Origin of the sequence: Blastococcus saxobsidens (assembly GCF_002938435.1) — a bacterium.
Classification (GTDB): domain Bacteria; phylum Actinomycetota; class Actinomycetes; order Mycobacteriales; family Geodermatophilaceae; genus Blastococcus; species Blastococcus saxobsidens.
The window spans coordinates 1-18503 of record NZ_POQT01000036.1; the positions used below are offsets into that span (position 1 = coordinate 1).

Annotated in this window: 24 protein-coding genes; 15 read left to right on the forward strand and 9 right to left on the reverse strand. The window is 74.6% G+C overall.

Annotation, left to right across the window (positions count from 1 at the left end; translation table 11 throughout):
• On the forward strand, positions 1-416 hold a 416-nt coding region (locus C5507_RS17905), incomplete at its 5' end, for a C40 family peptidase (RefSeq protein ID WP_170107067.1).
• A 414-nt stretch (positions 417-830) separates the two neighbouring features.
• On the forward strand, positions 831-2039 hold the full coding sequence (locus tag C5507_RS17910) for an MFS transporter (protein WP_242611037.1): 1209 nt from the start codon (positions 831-833) through the stop codon (positions 2037-2039).
• A gap of 10 nt (positions 2040-2049) precedes the next feature.
• On the opposite strand, the gene C5507_RS17915 is transcribed toward C5507_RS17910, so the two are convergent.
• Both C5507_RS17915 and C5507_RS17920 read right to left on the reverse strand, forming a co-directional pair.
• Positions 2050-2886: an ABC transporter permease gene (locus tag C5507_RS17915; RefSeq protein WP_104529871.1), complete on the reverse strand. Its 837-nt coding sequence runs from the start codon at positions 2884-2886 to the stop codon at positions 2050-2052.
• Positions 2883-3866 (reverse strand): ATP-binding cassette domain-containing protein, encoded by a 984-nt coding sequence (locus C5507_RS17920; protein ID WP_104529872.1) that lies wholly within the window; start codon positions 3864-3866, stop codon positions 2883-2885. Before C5507_RS17920 ends, C5507_RS17915 begins: the two co-directional genes overlap by 4 nt.
• 202 nt (positions 3867-4068) lie before the next feature.
• Here C5507_RS17920 and C5507_RS17925 point away from each other — a divergent pair, with 202 nt between their 5' ends.
• The 6 genes from C5507_RS17925 (at position 4069) to C5507_RS17950 (ending at position 9444) form a co-directional block, all read left to right on the forward strand.
• On the forward strand, positions 4069-4686 hold the full coding sequence (locus C5507_RS17925) for a DUF4178 domain-containing protein (protein ID WP_104529873.1): 618 nt from the start codon (positions 4069-4071) through the stop codon (positions 4684-4686).
• Entirely contained in the window at positions 4683-5192 is a 510-nt protein-coding gene (locus tag C5507_RS17930; protein WP_104529874.1) for a DUF2617 family protein, read from the forward strand. Before C5507_RS17925 ends, C5507_RS17930 begins: the two co-directional genes overlap by 4 nt.
• Positions 5189-5596 (forward strand): DUF4247 domain-containing protein, encoded by a 408-nt coding sequence (locus tag C5507_RS17935; protein WP_104529875.1) that lies wholly within the window; start codon positions 5189-5191, stop codon positions 5594-5596. Before C5507_RS17930 ends, C5507_RS17935 begins: the two co-directional genes overlap by 4 nt.
• A 43-nt stretch (positions 5597-5639) precedes the next feature.
• A complete protein-coding gene (locus tag C5507_RS17940; protein WP_104529876.1) occupies positions 5640-6104 on the forward strand; it encodes a DUF350 domain-containing protein in 465 nt (154 codons plus the stop codon).
• Between the two features lie 4 nt (positions 6105-6108).
• Entirely contained in the window at positions 6109-7668 is a 1560-nt protein-coding gene (locus C5507_RS17945) for a polyamine aminopropyltransferase (protein ID WP_104529877.1), read from the forward strand.
• 168 nt (positions 7669-7836) lie between these two features.
• On the forward strand, positions 7837-9444 hold the full coding sequence (locus tag C5507_RS17950) for a peptide chain release factor 3 (RefSeq protein ID WP_104529878.1): 1608 nt from the start codon (positions 7837-7839) through the stop codon (positions 9442-9444).
• Positions 9445-9453: 9 nt separating this feature from the next.
• Here the strand turns inward: C5507_RS17950 and C5507_RS17955 are convergent, their stop codons facing one another.
• Entirely contained in the window at positions 9454-10326 is an 873-nt protein-coding gene (locus tag C5507_RS17955; protein WP_104529879.1) for an alpha/beta fold hydrolase, read from the reverse strand.
• Between the two features lie 135 nt (positions 10327-10461).
• Between C5507_RS17955 and C5507_RS22455 the strand changes: the two genes are divergently transcribed.
• The 3 genes from C5507_RS22455 (at position 10462) to C5507_RS17965 (ending at position 11895) form a co-directional block, all read left to right on the forward strand.
• Entirely contained in the window at positions 10462-10611 is a 150-nt protein-coding gene (locus tag C5507_RS22455; RefSeq protein WP_158657639.1) for a hypothetical protein, read from the forward strand.
• 79 nt (positions 10612-10690) lie between these two features.
• On the forward strand, positions 10691-11455 hold the full coding sequence (locus C5507_RS17960) for an SDR family oxidoreductase (RefSeq protein WP_104529880.1): 765 nt from the start codon (positions 10691-10693) through the stop codon (positions 11453-11455).
• A gap of 77 nt (positions 11456-11532) precedes the next feature.
• Positions 11533-11895, forward strand: a complete 363-nt coding sequence (locus tag C5507_RS17965; protein WP_104529881.1) for a DUF1330 domain-containing protein — start codon at positions 11533-11535, stop codon at positions 11893-11895.
• 9 nt (positions 11896-11904) lie between these two features.
• Here C5507_RS17965 and C5507_RS17970 read toward each other — a convergent pair whose 3' ends face one another.
• The 3 genes from C5507_RS17970 to C5507_RS17980 form a co-directional block, all read right to left on the reverse strand.
• On the reverse strand, positions 11905-13563 hold the full coding sequence (locus tag C5507_RS17970; RefSeq protein ID WP_104529882.1) for a thiamine pyrophosphate-binding protein: 1659 nt from the start codon (positions 13561-13563) through the stop codon (positions 11905-11907).
• Complete coding sequence (locus C5507_RS17975) at positions 13560-14336, reverse strand: cyclase family protein (RefSeq protein WP_104529883.1); 777 nt, start codon at positions 14334-14336, stop codon at positions 13560-13562. Before C5507_RS17975 ends, C5507_RS17970 begins: the two co-directional genes overlap by 4 nt.
• 64 nt (positions 14337-14400) lie before the next feature.
• Positions 14401-14640, reverse strand: coding sequence for a PspC domain-containing protein (locus tag C5507_RS17980; RefSeq protein WP_346193786.1), 240 nt, complete (start codon positions 14638-14640; stop codon positions 14401-14403).
• A 53-nt stretch (positions 14641-14693) separates the two neighbouring features.
• On the opposite strand from C5507_RS17980, the gene C5507_RS17985 reads away from it, so the two are divergent.
• A complete protein-coding gene (locus C5507_RS17985; RefSeq protein WP_104529885.1) occupies positions 14694-14888 on the forward strand; it encodes a hypothetical protein in 195 nt (64 codons plus the stop codon).
• A gap of 7 nt (positions 14889-14895) precedes the next feature.
• On the opposite strand, the gene C5507_RS17990 is transcribed toward C5507_RS17985, so the two are convergent.
• Positions 14896-16254, reverse strand: a complete 1359-nt coding sequence (locus tag C5507_RS17990) for an alpha-amylase family glycosyl hydrolase (protein ID WP_104529918.1) — start codon at positions 16252-16254, stop codon at positions 14896-14898.
• 270 nt (positions 16255-16524) lie between these two features.
• On the opposite strand from C5507_RS17990, the gene C5507_RS17995 reads away from it, so the two are divergent.
• A complete protein-coding gene (locus C5507_RS17995; protein ID WP_104529886.1) occupies positions 16525-16728 on the forward strand; it encodes a cold-shock protein in 204 nt (67 codons plus the stop codon).
• A 106-nt stretch (positions 16729-16834) separates the two neighbouring features.
• Complete coding sequence (locus tag C5507_RS18000) at positions 16835-17065, forward strand: hypothetical protein (protein WP_104529887.1); 231 nt, start codon at positions 16835-16837, stop codon at positions 17063-17065.
• Between the two features lie 179 nt (positions 17066-17244).
• On the opposite strand, the gene C5507_RS18005 is transcribed toward C5507_RS18000, so the two are convergent.
• Complete coding sequence (locus tag C5507_RS18005; RefSeq protein WP_104529888.1) at positions 17245-17685, reverse strand: flavodoxin family protein; 441 nt, start codon at positions 17683-17685, stop codon at positions 17245-17247.
• A 33-nt stretch (positions 17686-17718) separates the two neighbouring features.
• Between C5507_RS18005 and C5507_RS18010 the strand changes: the two genes are divergently transcribed.
• Positions 17719-17988: a YciI-like protein gene (locus C5507_RS18010; protein WP_104529889.1), complete on the forward strand. Its 270-nt coding sequence runs from the start codon at positions 17719-17721 to the stop codon at positions 17986-17988.
• Here the strand turns inward: C5507_RS18010 and mug are convergent.
• On the reverse strand, positions 17925-18500 hold the full coding sequence (gene mug / locus C5507_RS18015) for a G/U mismatch-specific DNA glycosylase (protein WP_104529890.1): 576 nt from the start codon (positions 18498-18500) through the stop codon (positions 17925-17927). The genes C5507_RS18010 and mug overlap by 64 nt on opposite strands.
• Between the last annotated feature and the right edge of the window lie 3 nt (positions 18501-18503).

Sequence of the window (18503 nt, forward strand, 5' to 3'; positions counted from 1 at the left end):
CCGCCCCGGCTGCCGCGCCCGCCGTGGCGGCGCCGGCACCCGTCGCCGGCGGCAGCGCGGCCGCGGCCGCGGCCAAGGCGGTGGAGACGGCGCTGGCCCAGGTGGGTGACCCCTACGTCTGGGCCGCCGCCGGACCGGACGCGTTCGACTGCTCCGGCCTGACCCAGTTCGCGTACGCCGCGGCCGGGATCGACCTGCCGCACTCCAGCCGCATGCAGTCCCAGATGGGCACCCCGGTGTCGCGCTCGGCCCTGCAGCCCGGCGACCTGCTGTTCTTCTACGACCCGGTGAGCCACGTCGGCATGTACGTGGGCAACGGGCAGATGGTGCACGCCTCCACCTCGGGCGTGCCGGTCAAGGTCGCCCCGATCGACTCGATGGGCAGCTTCGCCAGTGCCCGCCGCATCGCCGGCTGACAGCCGCGGGAGCATCGCAGCGAGGAACGAGCGAGGAGCGGACCGCGGCGCGGAAGCCGGCAAGAGGCATCGCCGGCTGACAGCCGCGGGAGCATCGCAGCGAGGAACGAGCGAGGAGCGGACCGCGGCGCGGAAGCCGGCAAGAGGCATCGCCGGCTGACAGCCTGCGGGAGCATCGCAGCGAGGAACGAGCGAGGAGCGGACCGCGGCGCGGAAGCCGGCAAGAGGCATCGCCGGCTGACGGCCGCGACGGCGGCAGCCTGAGCCGCACCGCCGGACGTACAGCCGCGCCACGGCGCGGCTGTACGTCGGGTCTCCCGGCTGCACCCCGGCTGCGGTGATGGCCGAGCGGAGAGTCGCCCCTTCCCGACGGCGACCAGGTGCGGCATGAAACCATCGCGTTCCGTGCGGGTCGTGTCACGGGGGGACCTCCCCCGCGAGGTCAAGGTGCTCGCCGTCATCGCGTTCGTCGTCGCGCTCGGCTTCGGCGTCGTCGCCCCGGCGATCCCGCTGTTCGCCCGCTCCTTCGGGGTCGGCACCACGGCCGTCGGGCTGGCGGTCAGCGCCTTCGCGTTCTTCCGCTTCGTGTCGGCGTTCAGCGGCGGCACGCTCGTCGAGCGGTTCGGCGAGCGGCTGGTCCTGGCCTCCGGGCTGGTCATCGTGGCGGTCACGACCGGGCTGGCCGGGCTGGCGGGGTCCTTCCCGCTGTTCCTCGGTCTGCGCGCGGCCGGGGGCATCGGCAGCGCCATGTTCACCGTGGCCGCGCTGTCCCTGCTGCTGCGGGTGGCCCCGCCGTCGCACCGCGGCCGGGCGGCCGCCACCTGGCAGGGCGGCTTCATCCTCGGCGGCATCGCGGGCCCGGCGGCCGGCGGGCTGCTGGCCGAGCTCTCACCGCGCCTGCCGTTCTTCCTCTACGCCGGCTTCCTGCTGGTGGCCGGCAGCGTCGGCATGCTGATGCTGCGCACGGCCGAGCCCGAGCCGGGCGCCCCCGAGGCCTCCGACGTCGCCGGCCCGGATCTCAGCGCCGGACCGGTCGGCCTGGCCACGGCCCTGCGGTCGCGGGCCTACATCGCCGCGCTGGTGGCCAACTTCGGCGTCGGCTGGGTGCTGTTCGGCGTCCGCAACTCCCTGGTGCCGCTGTACGTGACCGAGGAGCTGGGCCGCACGGTCGCGTGGGCGGGCGCCGGCCTGCTCGCCGGGTCGGTTGCCCAGGCCCTGGGCCTGCTGCGGTCGGGACGGCTCGTCGACGGCTGGGGACGGCGGCCGTCGCTGGTCCTGGGCGCCGCGCTGGCCACCGCCGCCATGGCGGTCCTGGTCCTCCCGCCCGCGCTGTGGGCGTTCCTCGTCTCGATGGCCGTCTTCGGGCTGGCCGCCTCCTTGCTCGCCAGCGCGCCGGCGGCCCTGGTCGGCGACCTGAGCGCGGCCCGCGGCGGGCGCATCGTCGCGGTGTTCCAGATGTCGGCGGACCTGGGGGCGATCGCCGGCCCGCTGGTCGCCGGCTGGCTCACCGACGTGGCGTCCTTCCAGGTGGCGTTCGGGGTGAGCACCGCCGTGCTGGCCGCCGGGCTGGTCGCCGCCCTCGCCATGGGGCGTGGGGCGGCCCGTCCGGCGGCCGGCGGCTGACCACCGCCGGTCAGCGGCTGCGGTACAGGCGCGTGGTCAGCGGCAGGAACACCGCGGCCAGCCCGGCGGCCACCGCGAGCGACACCAGGATCGCGACGGCGTCCGGGGTGCCGTCCATCAACGAGCGGCAGGCCGTGGCCAGGATCGAGATCGGGTTGACCTCGACGAACGCCTGCAGCGGCCCGGGCAGGGTGGCCGGGTCGACGAACACGTTGGACAGGAACGTCAGCGGGAAGATGCCCATGAAGCCGGCGTTCATGACCGCGTTCGGGCTGCGCAGCAGCAGGCCCAGCACGCAGAAGACCCACGAGAGCCCGAACGAGAAGACGACCACCATGGCCAGCGCGGCGAGCGCCCCGGCCACCCCGGCGTCGGGGCGGTACCCGAGCACGACACCCACCACGATGACCACCGTGCCGGCGATGGCGTACCTGACGCTGTCCCCCAGCAGCGAGCCCAGGAGCGGGGCCGGCCGCCAGATGGGCAGGGACCGGAACCGGTCGACGACGCCCTTGGTCAGGTCGGTGTTGAGCGAGATCCCGGCGTAGACGGTGGTGAAGAGCACCGACATGACCAGCAAGCCGGGCAGCGTGTAGTCCAGGTAGGCGCTGGTGGAGCCCGCGATCGCGCCGCCGAACAGGTACGTGAACATCAGCAGGAACATCACCGGGGTCACCGTGACGTCGAGCAGCTGCTCAGGGACGTGCTTGACCTTGAGCATCCCGCGCCAGCCGAAGGTCAGGGCAGCCGAGAGGGGGCCGGGCCGCGGCGGGCGCGCGGTCGAGGCGATCGCCCGGCGGACGGCGGCGGTGTCGGCGGCGTCCGTGCCGGAGGTGGCTGCGCTCATGACGTCTGCTCCTCGAGGGTGGCGGTGGGCGGCTCCTCGGCGGCGTGACCGGTCAGGGCCAGGAAGACCTCGTCCAGGCTCGGCTGGTCGAGGGAGAAGTCGGCGATGCCGATCCCGGCGCGCGCCAGCTCGGCCACGCCGAGGGCGGCCCGCGCCGAGTCGGTGCACTGCGCGGACAGCGCAGCGGGATCCGGCTCCAGGACGGCACTGCCCACGGCGCGCTCCAGGAGCGCCGCGGCCTCCGGTCGCCGGTCCGGGTCGAGCAGCCGCACGTGCAGCGCGCCGGTGCCGACCGACGCCTTGAGCTGCCCCGGGGTGCCCTCGGCGATGACCCTGCCCCGGTCGATGACGGCGATGCCGTCGGCCAGCTGGTCGGCCTCCTCCAGGTACTGGGTGCAGAGCAGGATCGTCGTCCCCTCGGCCACCAGCGCGCGGGCGATCTCCCAGACGTGGTTGCGCGACCGCGGGTCCAGGCCCGTGGTCGGCTCGTCCAGGAACATCAGCCGCGGGGTGACCACGATGCTGGCCGCGATGTCGAGCCGGCGCCGCATGCCCCCGGAGTAGTGCTTGACCAGCTTCCCGGCCGCGGCGGAGATCCCGAAAGCCTCCAGGAGCTCGTCGGCCCGCTCCCGAGCCGCGACCCGGCGCAGGCCGAGCAGCCGGCCGAGCAGCACGAGGTTCTCCCGGCCGGTCAGCTCCTCGTCGACCGAGGCGAGCTGGCCGGTGAGGCTCACCTGCTCCCGGACGGCGTCGGCCTCGGTGACCACGTCGTGGCCCAGCACCCGGGCGCTGCCCGAGTCGGGTCGGATCAGGGTGGCCAGCATCCGGATGGTGGTCGTCTTCCCGGCGCCGTTCGGGCCGAGCACGCCGTAGACGACCCCGGCGGGGACCGCGAGGTCGATGCCGGCCACCGCGGTGGTCTCCCCGTAGGTCTTGACCAGGCCGGTCGCCTCGATGGCCAGCGGTGCGTGCAGCGTCATGGGTACCTCACCCGGAGCGGGAGTCGTCGTCCTTCCCTCTGTCAGACGAACTGTCGCCGACGAACTCATCGATGGCGAACGACTTTCCTCCCGTCCGCTGCGTCCGCCGGACACGGTGCCGTGCACCGCGCCCGACCCGGCCCGGCCCGGCCACGCTAGGTTCGGAGACGGCCCGTCCCCCGTCCGCTGGGAGATCCGTTCGATGTCCGATCTGCTGCTGGGCCTGCTGATCGCGGTGCTGGTCGCGCTCGCGGTCCTCGTCGCCGTGATCCTCGTGCTGCGCCGGCGCAACCTGGCGAAGGCCGCCGGTCCGCGCCGCCGGGTCGACCCGCTGGCCGACGAGCCCGACGTCTACGACCCGCACAGGATCGGCGTGGGCGACGTGATCACCTACGCCGGCATCGACCACGTCGTCCGCGGCACCATCGTGCTGGAGGAGGGCGGCATGACCTGGCGCGAGCACCTGCTCGACGGGTCCACCGGCCGCCGCTGGCTCACCGTCGAGGACGACGAGGGCGACCTGGAGATGACCCTGTGGATGCGGCGTGAGGGCACCGGCCTGACGCCGGACGGCGACGTCGTCCTCGACGACCGCGTGCACCGGCAGATCGAGCGCGGCCGTGCCACCTACACCGCCGAGGGCACCACCGGGACGCCGCCCAGCGGCACGATGGAGTACGCCGACTACGCGACCGCCGACAAGACCGGTCAGCTCGCCTTCGAGCGGTGGGCGCCCACGCAGTCGTGGGAGGTCTCCACCGGGCGCAGCGTCAGCCGCGGGGAGCTCACCGTCTACCACCGCACCGCCGAGACGCCGTGAGCCTGCACCTCCTGGACGTGGAGCCGCGCGACGTCGTCGCCGCGGCCCTGGGCCTGGTCCTCGACCGGCCTGCCCCGCGCCCCCTGGCGGAGCTGAGGCTGGCCGACGGCGCCGGCGGCGAGATCGCGCTGGGCGTGCTCGGCGCCTCCCACGTGGTCACCGCCCTCGCCGGCGGGCGGCGGCTCACCGAGGAGGTCTCCTGCGACGCCGTCGGCGCCGGCGGGGAGCCCCTCCCCCGCCACCACCGCACCGGCGGCTACGAGCTCTCCTCGACCGTCGCCCGCGTCGGCCGCGCCGAGCTGGACGCCACGGCCGACCGGCTCCGCGCCCGCGCGGCCGGCGAGCCCGGCTGGCTGCTCGGCGCCTTCCCCGGCTCGACCGGCGCGCTGACCGCCCTCACCGCCGAGCCGCTCCCCGGAGGCGGCTGGACGTGGGAGACCTGGCACCTCTACCCCGACGGCGACGCCGGCGACGTCGTCACGACCCGCAGCAGGTGGAACCCGTGAGCGCACCACGCCGGCTGGCCGCCCTGGCGCTGACCGCCGTCGTCCTGCTGACCGGGTGCGGCAGCGGTGGGGACGTCCGCGGCTTCCTCGAGGACACCTACCGGCTCACCGACTCCGACGGCGACACCTCCGTCTACTCCTCCTCGGACCCGGTCGGCACCACCACCGCGGCCATCGCCGAGGCCGTCCCGCCGGCCGAGCGGCAGGCCGACGGCGGGAACGAGTACCTCCGCTACTCCGACGACATCGTGATCGTCAGCGCGGCGGCCGCCGGCAGCACCGTGCGGGTCGAGGACCTCGACGGCCGCTACCGGAGCGGCTTCTTCGCCTTCCTGGGCCCGGGCTTCCGGCCGGGTTCCCCCGTCGGGAGCGGCGGGGGCGGCGGCCCCGGAGACGGCAAGTGATCCAGCCCCGCAGCCCCCACCCGATCCCAGGAGGAACCCCGACGTGAGCACGACATGGCAGGCGCTGGAGTTCGGCACCGTCGACGGCGACGCCCTGGGCCAGGGTGTCGTGGCGACGCTGCTGTTCTTCGTCATCGGCGTGGGCGTGCTGGCCCTCGGCTTCCTGGCGCTGGACCTGCTGACGCCGGGCAACCTGCGCACCCAGGTCTACCTCGACCACAACCCGAACGCCGCGATCCTGCTGGGCGCCAACCACCTGGCGCTGGCGATCATCGTCGTCACGGCGATCATGACCAGCGGCGACAGCCTGGCCCAGGGACTCGTCGACACGGCGGTGTACGGCCTGGTCGGCGTGCTGCTCCAGGCACTGGCCCTGCGGGTGCTGGACGCCGCCATCCCGGCCGACCTGCGCGCCCTGGTGAACGAGCCGCGGATGCGCGGCTCGGCCTGGGCCGTGGGCATCAGCCTGGTGGCCATCGGCGCGGTGAACGCCGCCGCCCTGTCCTGAGCCGATGGCTGCGACCGCCACGCAGGCGCCGGTGGCCTCAGGCGTCCGCTCCCGGCCGCTGCTGCTGGCCGCGGTCGCGGTCTGCGCCGCCTGCGGGCTGGTCTACGAGCTGGTCCTGCTCACCCTGTCGGCCAGCCTGGTCGGCGGTGGCATCACCCAGACCTCGCTGATCGTCGCGGGTTTCGTCGCCGCGCTCGGTGCCGGTGCCCTGCTGGTCAAGCCGTTCCTGCACCGGCCGGCCAGCACGTTCGTCGCGGTGGAGATCCTGCTGGGCGTCGTCGGCGGGCTGAGCGCGGTCACCCTCTACGTCTCGTTCTCCTTCTACGGCACCAGCACCGTGGTGCTGCTCGTCGCGACCGCCGTCATCGGCGTGCTGGTGGGCGCCGAGGTGCCCCTGCTGATGACGCTGCTGCAGACCGGGCGCGCGGGCATCGACGCCGAGGGCTCCGGCAAGCTGCTCGCCGACCTCAACGCCGCCGACTACGCCGGGGCGCTGCTGGGCGGGTTGCTCTGGCCGTTCGTGCTCCTGCCCCTGGCCGGGCAGGTGCGCGGCGCGGCGCTGACCGGCGTCGTGAACCTGCTGGCCGCCGCCGTGGTCGCCGCGCTCCTGCTGCGCTCCCAGCTCAGCCCTCGCGCCCGGCGGGCGGCCACCGCCGCGCTGCTGCTGGCGGCCGCCGTGCTGGCCGTCCTGCTGTGGCGCGCGCAGGACATCGAGACGACGGCCCGCCAGCGCCTGTACGACGACCCGGTGGTGTCCGCCGACCGATCGGCCTACCAGGAGATCGTGCTGACCGAGCGCGCCGGCGACCTGCGGCTCTACCTCGACGGCGACCTGCAGTTCTCCAGCCGCGACGAGCACCGCTACACCGAGTCGCTGGTGTACCCCGCGCTCGCCCGGGACCCCGCCCGGGTGCTGATCCTCGGCGGTGGGGACGGGCTGGCCGCCCGCGACGTGCTCCGCCACCCGTCGGTGGCCGAGGTGGTGCAGGTAGAGCTCGACCCTGCCGTGGTGCAGCTCGCGCGCACCCGGCTGGCCGCGCTGAACGCCGGCGCCCTGGACGACCCCCGCGTGCAGGTCGTCCAGGACGACGCCTTCCGCTGGCTGCGTTCGCCGGCCGCCGCGGGCTTCGACGCGGTCGTCGTCGACATGCCCGACCCGGACACCCCGGTGCTGGGCCGGCTGTACTCGGAGGAGTTCTACGGCCTGGTCGCCGCGGCGCTCGCCCCCGACGGCCTGGTCAGCGTGCAGGCAGGCAGCCCGTACTCGACCCCCACCGCCTTCTGGCGCACGGTCTCCACCATGGAGGCCGCGGGGCTGGCGCCGGTGCCCTACCACGTGCACGTGCCGAGCTTCGGGGACTGGGGCTTCGCCCTGGCGCAGGCGGGGAGCAGCCCGCCGGGACTCGGGCTGTCCCCGTCCACCCCGCCCACGCGCTTCCTCGACGAGGCCGTCCTCGACGCCGCCGCCGTCTTCCCCACCGACCGGCCGCGGCAGCGGCTGAGCCCGTCCACGCTGGACCGGCCGCTGATCGTGGAGGACATGCGCGCCGGGTACGTCGGCTGACGCCTGTAGCGTTCTCCGATACCGGACACCGACGGGCACTGCGCCCGCCCATCCCCGGCGCACCGGTCCGTGCCGGCCGACGCCTGCGGACGCGGTGTCCCCCGCACACCGTGGCGCGCAGCCCGATGCCCTCCGGCGTCGCGCGCCCCCGCACCGAGGAGAACCCCCGTGACCGCCGCCAGCTCCCCCGGCGAGGCCGCCCGCTCCGCGGTCGCGGAGGCCGCGCGCCGCCGCACCTTCGCCGTGATCAGCCACCCGGACGCCGGCAAGTCCACCCTCACCGAGGCCCTGGCCCTGCACGCCCGCGTCATCGGGCAGGCCGGCGCGGTGCACGGCAAAGCGGGCCGCCGCGGCACGGTGTCGGACTGGATGGACATGGAGCGCGACCGCGGCATCTCCATCACGTCGGCCGCGCTGCAGTTCGGCTACCGCGACGCCGTCATCAACCTGCTGGACACCCCCGGCCACGCCGACTTCTCCGAGGACACCTACCGCGTGCTGACCGCGGTCGACGCCGCGGTGATGCTCGTCGACGCCGCCAAGGGCCTCGAGGCGCAGACGATGAAGCTCTTCGCCGTCTGCAAGCACCGGGGCATCCCGATCGTGACCGTCATCAACAAGTGGGACCGCCCGGGCAAGGACGCCCTGGAGCTCATGGACGAGATCACCGAACGCACCGGGCTCACCCCCACCCCGCTGACCTGGCCGGTGGGCATCGCCGGTGACTTCCGCGGCGTGCTCGACCGGCGCTCCGGCGACTTCCGCCGCTTCACCCGGACCGCCGGCGGCGCCACGATCGCCCCCGAGGAGCTGCTGAGCGCCGAGGAGGCCACCGCCCGGGAGGGCGACGTCTGGCTGCAGGCCCAGGAGGAGGCCGAGCTGCTCACCGAGACCGGCGCCGACCACGACCAGGAGTCATTCCTGGGCGGGGTCAGCACGCCGGTGCTGTTCGCCTCGGCGGTCTCCAACTTCGGCGTCGGCGCGCTGCTGGACACCCTGGTCGACCTGGCTCCGGCCCCGGCCGGCCGCCCCGACGCCGAGGGCGCCGTCCGCGGCCTCGCCGCGCCGTTCAGCGCGTTCGTCTTCAAGGTGCAGTCCGGCATGGACGCCGCGCACCGGGACCGGCTGGCCTACATCCGGATCTGCTCGGGGGTGTTCGAGCGCGGGATGGTGGTCACCCACGGGAGGACCAGGCGGCCGTTCGCCACCAAGTACGCCCAGCAGGTGTTCGGCCGGGACCGCGAGGTCGTCGACCTGGCCTACCCCGGCGACGTCGTGGGCCTGGTGAACGCCAACGCGCTGGGCGTGGGCGACAGCCTCTACAGCGAGAAGCCGGTCACCTATCCCCCGGTCACCACGTTCGCCCCGGAACACTTCGCCGTCGTCCGGAGCAAGGACACCGCGAAGCACAAGCAGTTCCGCAAGGGCATCGAGCAGCTGGACTCCGAGGGTGTGGTGCAGGTGCTGCGCTCCGACCGCCGGGGCGACGGCTCACCGGTGCTGGCCGTGGTGGGGCCGATGCAGTTCGAGGTGGCGACGCACCGCATGGAGCACGAGTTCAACGCCGCGGTGCACCTGGACCGGCTGCCCTACAGCCTGGCCATGCGGACCGACGCGGAGTCGGTGCCGCTGGTGTCGGCCTCCGGGGGCACCGAGGTGGTCCAGCGGTCCAACGGCGAGCTGCTGGCGCTGTTCACCGACAAGTGGGCGTTGCGCATGCTCCAGCAGCGGCACTCGACCATCACCCTCGAGCCCCTGGTCGCCGCGCAGCTCTGAGGCGGCGGCTCAGGCCAGCAGCGTCCGGTAGATCTCCTCGGCGTGGTCGAACACGAGGAAGTGCCCCTCACCGGCCAGCCAGTGCCCCGCGCTGTCGGGGAGCATCGTGCTGAGCACCTGCCCCAGGACGACGGGCACCTGCCAGTCCTGCGTCCCGTGCCAGATGTGCACCCGCTGCCCGATCGCCGACAGCGGGAAGCCCCACGGCCGGAACAGCAGGGCCCGGTCCTCGGCCAGCGCGGCCGGACCGTTCCGCAGCCCCTCGGCGAAGGTGTCGGCCAGGATCCGCCGGACGGCGGGACGGCCGATCACCCGGCGGTCGGCCGCGTTCAGCCGGACCTGCAGGTAGCGCGGGATCATCGCCGGGCGCAACGCGATCGGCGCGAACACCGGCCGCAGCACCGACGCCAGCTGCGCGGGCCGGTGCGCCGCCGCCCGGACCCGCTCGGGCACCCACCGCGGCCAGGGCCACGGGACGTCGGGTGGCGGCGCCCCGCCGAGGATGCCGACCGCGTGCACCCGCTCGCCGAAGACGTGCGCGCAGGCCAGCGCGTAGGCCGCCCCGCCGGACAGGCTGAGGGCGGCGAACCGCCCGATCCCGAGGGAGTCCAGCAGCTGCCGGACGTCGTCGGGCCAGTCCATGACCCGGCGACCGGGCTGCGGGTCCGACCGCCCGAACCCCGGTCGGTCGGGGACGAGCAGGCGCACTCCCCAGCGCCGGTAGTCCTCCGCGTCCTCGACGTGGCGCTCCAGCCGCGAGCTCGGCGAACCGTGGCAGCCGAGTACCGGTGCCCCGTCCGGGTCCCCGTACTCCGCGTAGGCCAGCATCCGACCGTCGGCCAGCCGGATGCTGCTCTCCTGGGACGTCGCTCCCGCCTGCATGCGGCTTCCCCTACCCGGAGGCGTGGGTCTCACCCGGCGGCCCGGGGGCGCGAGGACCGCCACCCGACACCACCTCGCGTGTCCCCGCGGCCGTGGCGGGTAGGAAGCGCGGATGACCGGCACCGGAGGCGATCGATGGCCGGCGTGATCCGGCGCGGGGTGGTCGCCGGGATCGGCGGGAGGTCGGTGCGAGAGCTCGCCCTCGAGGTGGTGGACGAGTACGTGCAGGCGCAGAGCACCGGAGCGGTCCTCGACCGGCTGCTCGATCCGCCCCCGACGCACTGATCGACCGGACTCCCTCTCCACCGCGGGTCCGGCGGGACGACGGCCCGGCTCGCGGGCACGAAACGGATCGGAGGACCCGATGGCCACTCCCGGCCCGGACACCGAGCGGGTGGCGGTCGTCACCGGCGCCAGCAGCGGGCTCGGCCGAGCGGTGGCGCTCCGGTTGGCACGGGACGGGCTCCGGATCGCGCTCCTCGCGCGCGACGCCGGCGACCTCTCCGAGGTGCAGCGGGAGATCGAGCGGGGCGGAGGCACAGCGCGGGCCCGACCCGTGGACCTCACCGACGCGGCAGAGGCGCACGCCGCCGTCGATGAGGTCGTCGACGCCTGGGGACGGGTCGACGTGCTGGTCAACGCGGCCGCCACCGACGTCCCCGGCACTGTCGAGCAGATGGAGGTGCGGGACTGGGACCGCGTCCTCGCGGTGAACCTGCGAGCCCCTTTCGTGTTGAGCAAGGCAGTGTTCCCGCACATGCGCGCGGCGAGGGGCGGCACGATCGTCAACGTGTCGTCGGTGGCCGGGCTCCGGGGTTGGGGCGAGGCTGCGGCCTACTGCGCGTCGAAGTTCGCGCTGACCGGCTTCACCCAGTCGCTGGCAGCCGAGGGCAGACCGCACGGTGTGCGAGCGTCAGTCCTCTATCCCGGCGCGATGGCGACGTCCTGGGGGGTGTGGGATCCGGCAGGCCGTCACACGGCCGACCCCGGTGCGGTCGAGAAGCCCGACGACGAGGCGCTGCCGGCCGGTCAGGTCGCCGACCTCGTCGCATGGATCATCGCGGCCCCCGGGCACCTGGTCCTCGGCCAGGCCACGGTGACGCCCCTGCACGAGCAGGGCTGGCCGTGAGCCGACGACCCGGCCGCGTCCGCGCCATGGGCGTGCTTCGCGGAGGAGGGCACCGGGCCGTCGGCTAACTTGCGGGCATGGCGATCGATCCCCGTGGTGCGGACCTGAAGCGCTACCTGCAGGAGGACCCGGGTGGCCCCGTGGTCATGCTCAACCTGCTGCGCTACGCCGAGGGCGGACGCGAGCTGTACGCGCAGTACGCCGAGGCGCTGAGCTCCACCTTCCTGCCCCGCTACGGCGGCGAGGTGCTCTACGCCGGCAACGGGTCGACGTCGCTGGTCGCCGAGTCCGGGCAGGACTGGGACGCCGTCCTGCTGGTCCGCTACCCGTCTCGTGCGGCGTTCAGCGCGATGGTGGCCGACCCGGAGTACCAGCAGGTGACGGAGCTGCGCACCCGCGCGCTCACCGAGGCGGTCCTGCAGGCGACCACCGCCTGGTAGCCGCCCCGCTCAGTGGCCGCGGAAGGCCTCCTCGAGCCACCAGGACGGCTCGCCGCGGGTGACCTTCGCGTCGACCAGCAGGGGCGCCGTCCGGGGGCCGGCCAGCCACGACGCGACCCCTGCGAGGTCGGTCGGCCCGCGCACGGTCACTGCCTCGAATCCGTGGCCGCGGCCGATGGCGGCGAAGTCGACCTCGGGGAAGCGGACGGTGTCCAGCGGGTGCCCGTCCGGCCCGAAGTGGTGCACCTCGGCGCCGTACGCGGCGTCGTCGTAGACCACGACCACCATGGGCAGCCCGAGCCGGACGACGGTCTCCAGCTCCGCCGCACCCATCAGCGCGCCGCCGTCACCGAGCGCCGCCACGGGCAGCCGGTCGGGGCGGGCCAGCGCCGCCCCGATACCCGTGGCCAGGCCCAGCCCCACGGACTGGAAGGCCTGGGTGAAGCAGAACCCGGACTCGTCGGGCACCTCGAGGAACACGCTCGGGTGGCCCATGAAGTTGCCCGAGTCGACCGCCACCACCCGCTCGGCCGGGAGCAGGTCGTCGAGGGCGATGGTGAGCGTGCGCGGGTCGATCAGCCCCGCTCCTCCGGCGTCGGCGAAGGGCTCGTCCCGCCAGCGGCCGCGCTCGGCGATCGCGCGGTGCACCTCCGGCGTCCGGTAGCCCACGGGCGCCGGGCCTCCCAGGAGCACCGCTGCACCGGCGGCCACCTCGGCCACGTCCCCGACCACGCCGAGGTCGACGTCGCGCTGAGCACCGATCGCGTCGGCCTCGAGGTCCACCTGGATGACGACGGCGTCGTCGGCGATGAGCCGGCCGTGTCGCATGGTCCACATGTTGAGCTGGCAGCCCCAGCCCACGACCAGGTCCGCGCCCGAGATCAGCTCCGCGGCCAGCGGCGTGGCGAACCCCCCGGAGACGTCGAGGTCCCAGGCGCTGCCCCGGAACAGCCCCCGGGCCACGGCGGAGGTCGCCAGCAGCGCGCCGCAGCGGTCGGCGAGGTCCTCCAGGGCTGCGCGGGCACCGGCACCGCGGGCCCCGCGGCCGGCCACGAACACCGGGCGGCGGGCCCGGCGCAGGGCCTCGGCCAGCGGTCCGACGTCGGCCCGGGGGGTGGGGGCGGCCGGCGGGGGCGCCGCGGGTGCGGTGTCCGGCACGAGGAGCTGCTGCACGTCCAGCGGCAGGTTGAGGACGACGACCCGCCGCTGGTCCCGGGCCGTCGCGACCGCCGCGGCCGCCTGCGCCTGCGCCCCGGCCGCCGAGCCGACCCGCATCGACACCGCGCCCACGGCGGCGGCCAGCGCCGGCTGGTCGACGAAGAAGTTCGACCGGCGCGACGTCGCCTCCGCGGTGAGCACGACCAGCGGCGTGCGGCTCTTGGCCGCCTCGGTGATGCCGGTGAGCGCGTTGGTCAGCCCGCAGCCCTGGTGCAGGCTCACCGCGGCCACCCGGCCGCTGGTGCGCGCATAGGCGTCGGCCATCGTGGCCGCCCCGCCCTCGTGCCGGGCGGCCACGTACCGCGCGCCGGCCGCGACCATCGCGTTGGTCGCCACGAAGTTGCCGGACCCCACGACGCCGAACACCGTGTCGATCCCGCTCCGGACGAGCACCTCGCCGACCGCCGTGGCGACGGTGCGCGCCGGAGCGTCCCCGGGCGCCGCCGTCATCCCCGCTCGACCAGCGCCAGCACCCGGGTCGGCGAGCCCGAGCCGCCGACGATCGGCAGCGGCGCCGCGACGAGCAGGGCACCCGTCGGCGGTAGCTGCGCCAGGTTCTGCAGCTGGGTCAGGCCGTACTTGCCACTCCCCATCAGCGAGGCGTGGCACGGGAACGGCGGGTCGAACGAGTGCGCCGCACCGGCGTCGGTGCCGACCGTCTCCACGCCCAGCCCCAACACCTGCGACTCCTCGGCCAGCCACCGCGCGCACTCCACCGACAGCCCTGGTGTGTGCGGGCCGGTGTCGTCGGCGTTCAGGAACTCCTGCTGGGAGTCCGAGCGGGCGTCCCAGCCGGTGCGGAAGAGCAGCCAGCCGCCCTCGGGCAGCAGGCCGTGGGTGGCCTCCCACTGGCGGATGTGGTCGACCTCCAGCAGGAAGTCGGGGTCCGTGGCCGCGTGCTCGGAGAAGTCGAGCACCGCGGCCGGGGCGATCAGCCGGCGCGCCGGCACCGAGGCGACGTCCTCGCCGTCGCGGCCGGTGACCCAGTGGTTGGGCGCGTCGAAGTGGGTGCCGGTGTGCTCGCCGGTCCGAAAGTTGTTCCAGTACCAGGCCGGGCCCCGGTCGTCGTAGCGGCTGACCTCCTCCAGCTGGAACGTCGCCGTCTGCGCGAACTGCTCCGGCAGCTGGATGACCGGCGTCTCCGACGACAGCGGCGCGGTGAGGTCGACGACCTCGATCCGGGACGTGGCGAGGGCCTCGGCGAAGCTGGACAGGATCGACATCGCGGTCCCTTCGGGGGCGGGCGGAACGGCGGACAGTCAAGCACGATCCGCCGTTCCCCCCGGCTCAGCCCGCCTTGGGGATGATCAGCCAGAGACCGATGTAGACCAGCTCGCCGACACCCACCAGGCCGAAGATCACGAAACCCAGCCGCACGAGCCCCCGGGAGAGCCCGAACCGGTCGGCCAGGGCGGCGCACACCCCGGCGATCATCTTTCCGGACCGTGGTCTGACCAGCGTCGATGTCATGGTCAGGGCCCTACCCGCCCACCGTGGTGGGAATCCCTGGCAGGCCTGCCCGCCCATGACGATCCGGCGAAATCCGGACTGGTCCCCGCGCGGGCGGGTAGGGCCGCAGGATGGATGCAGTGTCGTTCGGCAAGGCCGGCCTGACGGGCTGGCGCGCGAAGGTGGCGGACACCGTGGCCGGGCCGGTCGCCCGGCGGACCTCGGCCACCGACGACCAGGTGCGGGCCGCGATCGGGGCGCTGTTCCTCGCCCTGTCGGTCCTGTACGTGGCGAAGGCGGGAAAGGAGCTGGCGAGCAACCGCTGAACGCCGGTCAGCCGGCGAGGACCGCCCACCCGTGCGCGGCCAGCCGGACGCGGGCCCCGTCGGTCCCGGGGGCGAGGACGTCGGCCGCCCCGGCCAGCACCTCACCGGCCCGCGCCGACGGCAGCTCCACGGGCCGGTCGGACAGCGACAGCGCGACGACGAGCCGCCCGTCGCCGGCCACGGCCTCGTACACCAGCTGCTCGTTGGCCAGGTGCAGGGTCGCGGTGCGCGCGGTGTGCAGCCACCGGTGCCGGCGGCGGAGCCCGATGAGCTCCTGGTGCAGTCGGTAGGTGGGCAGCCCGAGCTCCGAGAGCTCCTCCGGCCCGGCCGGGAACGGCGGCCGGACGGCGTCGTCGCCCCCGGCCCGGTCCTCCTTGATCCCGCGGAACGCGTGCTCGTCCCCCGCGTACACCGCGGGTGTGCCGCCGGTGGTGAGCAGGACGACGAGGGCGTGCGCGAGGTGCCGCTCGTCGCGCAGCCGGCTGGCGATCCGGGTGACGTCGTGGTTGCCGACGAAGGTGTACGGCGTGAAGTGCGCCAGGTGTCCGGCGTGTCGGCCGAGCGCGGCGTCGAGCTCGAAGAAGTTGGCGTCGTTCAGCGAGCTCCAGATCGCCTTCCACAGCTCGTACTGGGTGACGGCGTCCAGGTGCCCGTCGGCGACCAACCGGGCGTAGTCGCCGTGGATGACCTCGCCCATCAGGTACGCGCCGGGGTGCCGGGCGCGCACCCGGTCGGCCACCCGCGCCCAGAAGGCGGTCGGGACGGCGTACGCGGCGTCCAGCCGCCACCCGTCGGCACCGCGGTCGAGCCAGTGGCACATCACCTCCGTCACGTGGTCGACGATCGCGGGCGAGGCGTGGTCCAGGGCCACCAGCTGGGAGTGCCCCTCGAAGTCGTCGTGGTCGGGCTCGGTCCCGCGCCGCCACGCGTCCGGGCCGCCGGGCCACCGCAGCCGGAACCACGGCGCGGTGGGCGCCGCCGGGCCCTGCTCCAGGACCGCCCGGAACGCCGGGTACTCCCGGCCGACGTGGTTGAAGACGCCGTCGAGCAGCAGCCGGAGCCCGCGCTCGCGGCAGCCGGCCACGAGTGCGTCGAAGTCGCCGTCGTCCCCGAGCCGCGGGTCGATGCGCAGGTGGTCGACGGTGTCGTAGCCGTGCGTCGTGGACGCGAACACGGGCCCCAGCGCCAGGCCCGAGGCACCGAGCCGCACGGCGTGGTCCAGCCAGCCGGCCAGGTGGCCGAGGCGGTGGCGCACCGGCTGCCCCGGCCCGCTCCGCTGCTCCGCACCGACGAACCCCAGCGGGTACACGTGCCACCAGAGGGCGTCCCGGACCCACTCCGGTCCGTCGGTGCGCGAGGTGGTCATGGCGGCGATGCTGCCCCACCCCACGGCCCCTCCGCAGCGGCGGGGCCGGGTGCCGGCGACCGCCGCGACACACCCCGGCACGGGGGGCCCTGGTCAAGATCGCCAGGTCGGGGTACAGTCTTCCTCGGTCGCTGTTGCGCCTCTGCTTTCGTTCTTGAACGTCCGCAGTCGTCTCTGCCTGACGTTCCTCTCGGTCCTGCCGGTCGGTGCGGCGGCCCCGCACCCGGTACGTACCTGTGCGGACACCTCCCAGCACGGAATGAGAACGACATGGCTCAGGGCACTGTGAAGTGGTTCAACGCGGAGAAGGGCTTCGGGTTCATCGCCCAGGACGGCGGCGGCGCCGACGTCTTCTGCCACTACTCCGCCATCGCGAGTGACGGCTACCGTTCGCTCGACGAGGGCCAGCAGGTGGAGTTCGACGTCACGCAGGGCCAGAAGGGCCCGCAGGCGGAGAACGTCCGCCCGATCTGATCGGGTAGCACGAAGGGGCCACGGCGCAGCGCGCCGTGGCCCCTTTCGCCTCTCCGGCCCCGGATCAGGCGTAGCGTCGACTCCGACACGAGGGGACCCCATCGCCATGCACGTGGGACGTTGCGCGGAAGCCCATCTGGGTTGCCCCTGCCGGGGCGACGAGGCCATCCACGAGGAGCGGTCCCGCGAACTCAGCGAGGCCCGCGCCACCGCCGACCTGTCGGTCGAGTGCCCCGAGTGCGGTTCCCCGACCACCCCGCTGAGCATCGTCTCGTGGGGCAACTGCCGGGCCTGCCGCACCGCGCACTCCCGCTCCACGCACCCGCTGCGCTGGTGACCTCGCACTCCCCTTGAGCCGCTGCGTCGCGGGTGTCCGCCACCTCGCTCTGCAGCGTCCCCGGCCGGACGTCGCCGTCGCCACTGCAGCGGTCGGCGACGGCGTCCTGCCGGGGAACCAACCGTCCGCCCCGGCCCCGGTCGACCCCCTCGACGGGGACGGCGGCGCCGAGCAGCCGCTCAGAGCCCGACGGCGACCGTGGCGGCCAGCTCGCGAACCCCGTCCAGGTCCGCCGGCGACGGTGCCCCGGTCAGGCTCAGCGGCGCCGCGACCCGCTTCCAGCGCAGCGCACCGGCGATCTGCTCGATGCTCCGCAGCGCGCCCGCCGTGTCGTCGTTGCCGTGCACGTAGACGCCGTACGGCAGCCCACCCGTCGCGTCGAGGCAGGGGTAGTAGACCGTGTCGAAGAAGTGCTTGAGCGCCCCGGACATGTAGCCGATGTTGGCCGGCGTGCCCAGGAGCACGCCGTCGGCGGCCAGCAGGTCCGCCGCACCGGCCGAGAGCGCCGGCCGCAGGCACAGCTCGACGTCGTCGACCATCGCCGCGCCCTCCTGCACCGCTTCCAGCACCGTCTGGAGAGCGGGCGAGGGCGTGTGGTGGACGACCAGCAGACGGGGCACGCGGGCATTGTCGCCGCCGTGGACGGGTGAGGCATGCACCTGGTGCTCGAGTACGCGCTGACCGAGGACTACCTGGAGCGCCGGGCGGCGCTCCGCGAGGAACACCTGGGCCTGGCCCGGGCCGCCCACGAGCGGGGCGAGCTCCTGCTGGCCGGCGCGCTGCCCGATCCGTTCGACCGCGCCCTGCTGGTGTGGAGCGCCCCGCGGGAGGTCGTCGAGCGGTTCGTCGCGGCGGACCCCTACGTCCGCTCCGGTCTGGTGACCGGCTGGACGATCCGCGACTGGAACGTCGTCGTCGGCTGAGCCCGGCCAGCTGCCCGCGCGCAGTCGGCGTACGCGCGGGCCAGGTCGGGCAGCTGGGCGTGCGCGTTGAGCCCGCTCGGGTTCGGCAGCGCCCACGTCTGCGCGCCACCGATCCGCTCGGGCTGCGGTCCGGCGACGGCCTTCGGCCGGCCGAACGCCTCGCGCCAGGCCGTGATGCCCAGGACGGCGAGGACCCGCGGCCGGTACGTGGTCACCAGCGCGGTGAGTGCCTCGGCGCCGGCTCGCAGCTCGTCGGCGGACAGCTCCGCCGCGGTGCGGGTCGGCCGGTCGACCAGGTTGGTGACGCCCAGCCCGTAGCGGAGCAGCTCGCGGTCCTCCTCGGGGGCCAGCTGCCGCGGCGTCAGCCCCGCGCGGTGCAGCGCGGGCCAGAACCGGTTGCCCGGCCGGGCGAAGTGGTGCCCCCGCTCGGCCGACATCAGCGACGGGTTGATGCCGCAGAACAGCACGTCGAGCCCCGGCGCGACGACGTCGGGCAGCGGCTTGTCCGGCACCCG

Bases quoted from the DNA above. Each gene is read 5' to 3' on its own strand.
- C5507_RS18000 (WP_104529887.1), top strand. From the start codon at position 16,835: ATGCACGTGGGACGTTGCGCGGAAGCCCATCTGGGTTGCCCCTGCCGG.
- C5507_RS17985 (WP_104529885.1), top strand. From the start codon at position 14,694: ATGGATGCAGTGTCGTTCGGCAAGGCCGGCCTGACGGGCTGGCGCGCG.
- C5507_RS17965 (WP_104529881.1), top strand. From the start codon at position 11,533: ATGGCGATCGATCCCCGTGGTGCGGACCTGAAGCGCTACCTGCAGGAG.
- C5507_RS17990 (WP_104529918.1), bottom strand. From the start codon at position 16,254: ATGACCACCTCGCGCACCGACGGACCGGAGTGGGTCCGGGACGCCCTC.
- C5507_RS17955 (WP_104529879.1), bottom strand. From the start codon at position 10,326: ATGCAGGCGGGAGCGACGTCCCAGGAGAGCAGCATCCGGCTGGCCGAC.
- C5507_RS17980 (WP_346193786.1), bottom strand. From the start codon at position 14,640: ATGGGCGGGCAGGCCTGCCAGGGATTCCCACCACGGTGGGCGGGTAGG.
- C5507_RS17915 (WP_104529871.1), bottom strand. From the start codon at position 2,886: ATGAGCGCAGCCACCTCCGGCACGGACGCCGCCGACACCGCCGCCGTC.
- C5507_RS17925 (WP_104529873.1), top strand. From the start codon at position 4,069: ATGTCCGATCTGCTGCTGGGCCTGCTGATCGCGGTGCTGGTCGCGCTC.
- C5507_RS17995 (WP_104529886.1), top strand. From the start codon at position 16,525: ATGGCTCAGGGCACTGTGAAGTGGTTCAACGCGGAGAAGGGCTTCGGG.
- C5507_RS22455 (WP_158657639.1), top strand. From the start codon at position 10,462: ATGGCCGGCGTGATCCGGCGCGGGGTGGTCGCCGGGATCGGCGGGAGG.
- C5507_RS17945 (WP_104529877.1), top strand. From the start codon at position 6,109: ATGGCTGCGACCGCCACGCAGGCGCCGGTGGCCTCAGGCGTCCGCTCC.
- C5507_RS17975 (WP_104529883.1), bottom strand. From the start codon at position 14,336: ATGTCGATCCTGTCCAGCTTCGCCGAGGCCCTCGCCACGTCCCGGATC.
- C5507_RS17920 (WP_104529872.1), bottom strand. From the start codon at position 3,866: ATGACGCTGCACGCACCGCTGGCCATCGAGGCGACCGGCCTGGTCAAG.
- C5507_RS18010 (WP_104529889.1), top strand. From the start codon at position 17,719: ATGCACCTGGTGCTCGAGTACGCGCTGACCGAGGACTACCTGGAGCGC.
- C5507_RS17960 (WP_104529880.1), top strand. From the start codon at position 10,691: ATGGCCACTCCCGGCCCGGACACCGAGCGGGTGGCGGTCGTCACCGGC.
- C5507_RS17970 (WP_104529882.1), bottom strand. From the start codon at position 13,563: ATGACGGCGGCGCCCGGGGACGCTCCGGCGCGCACCGTCGCCACGGCG.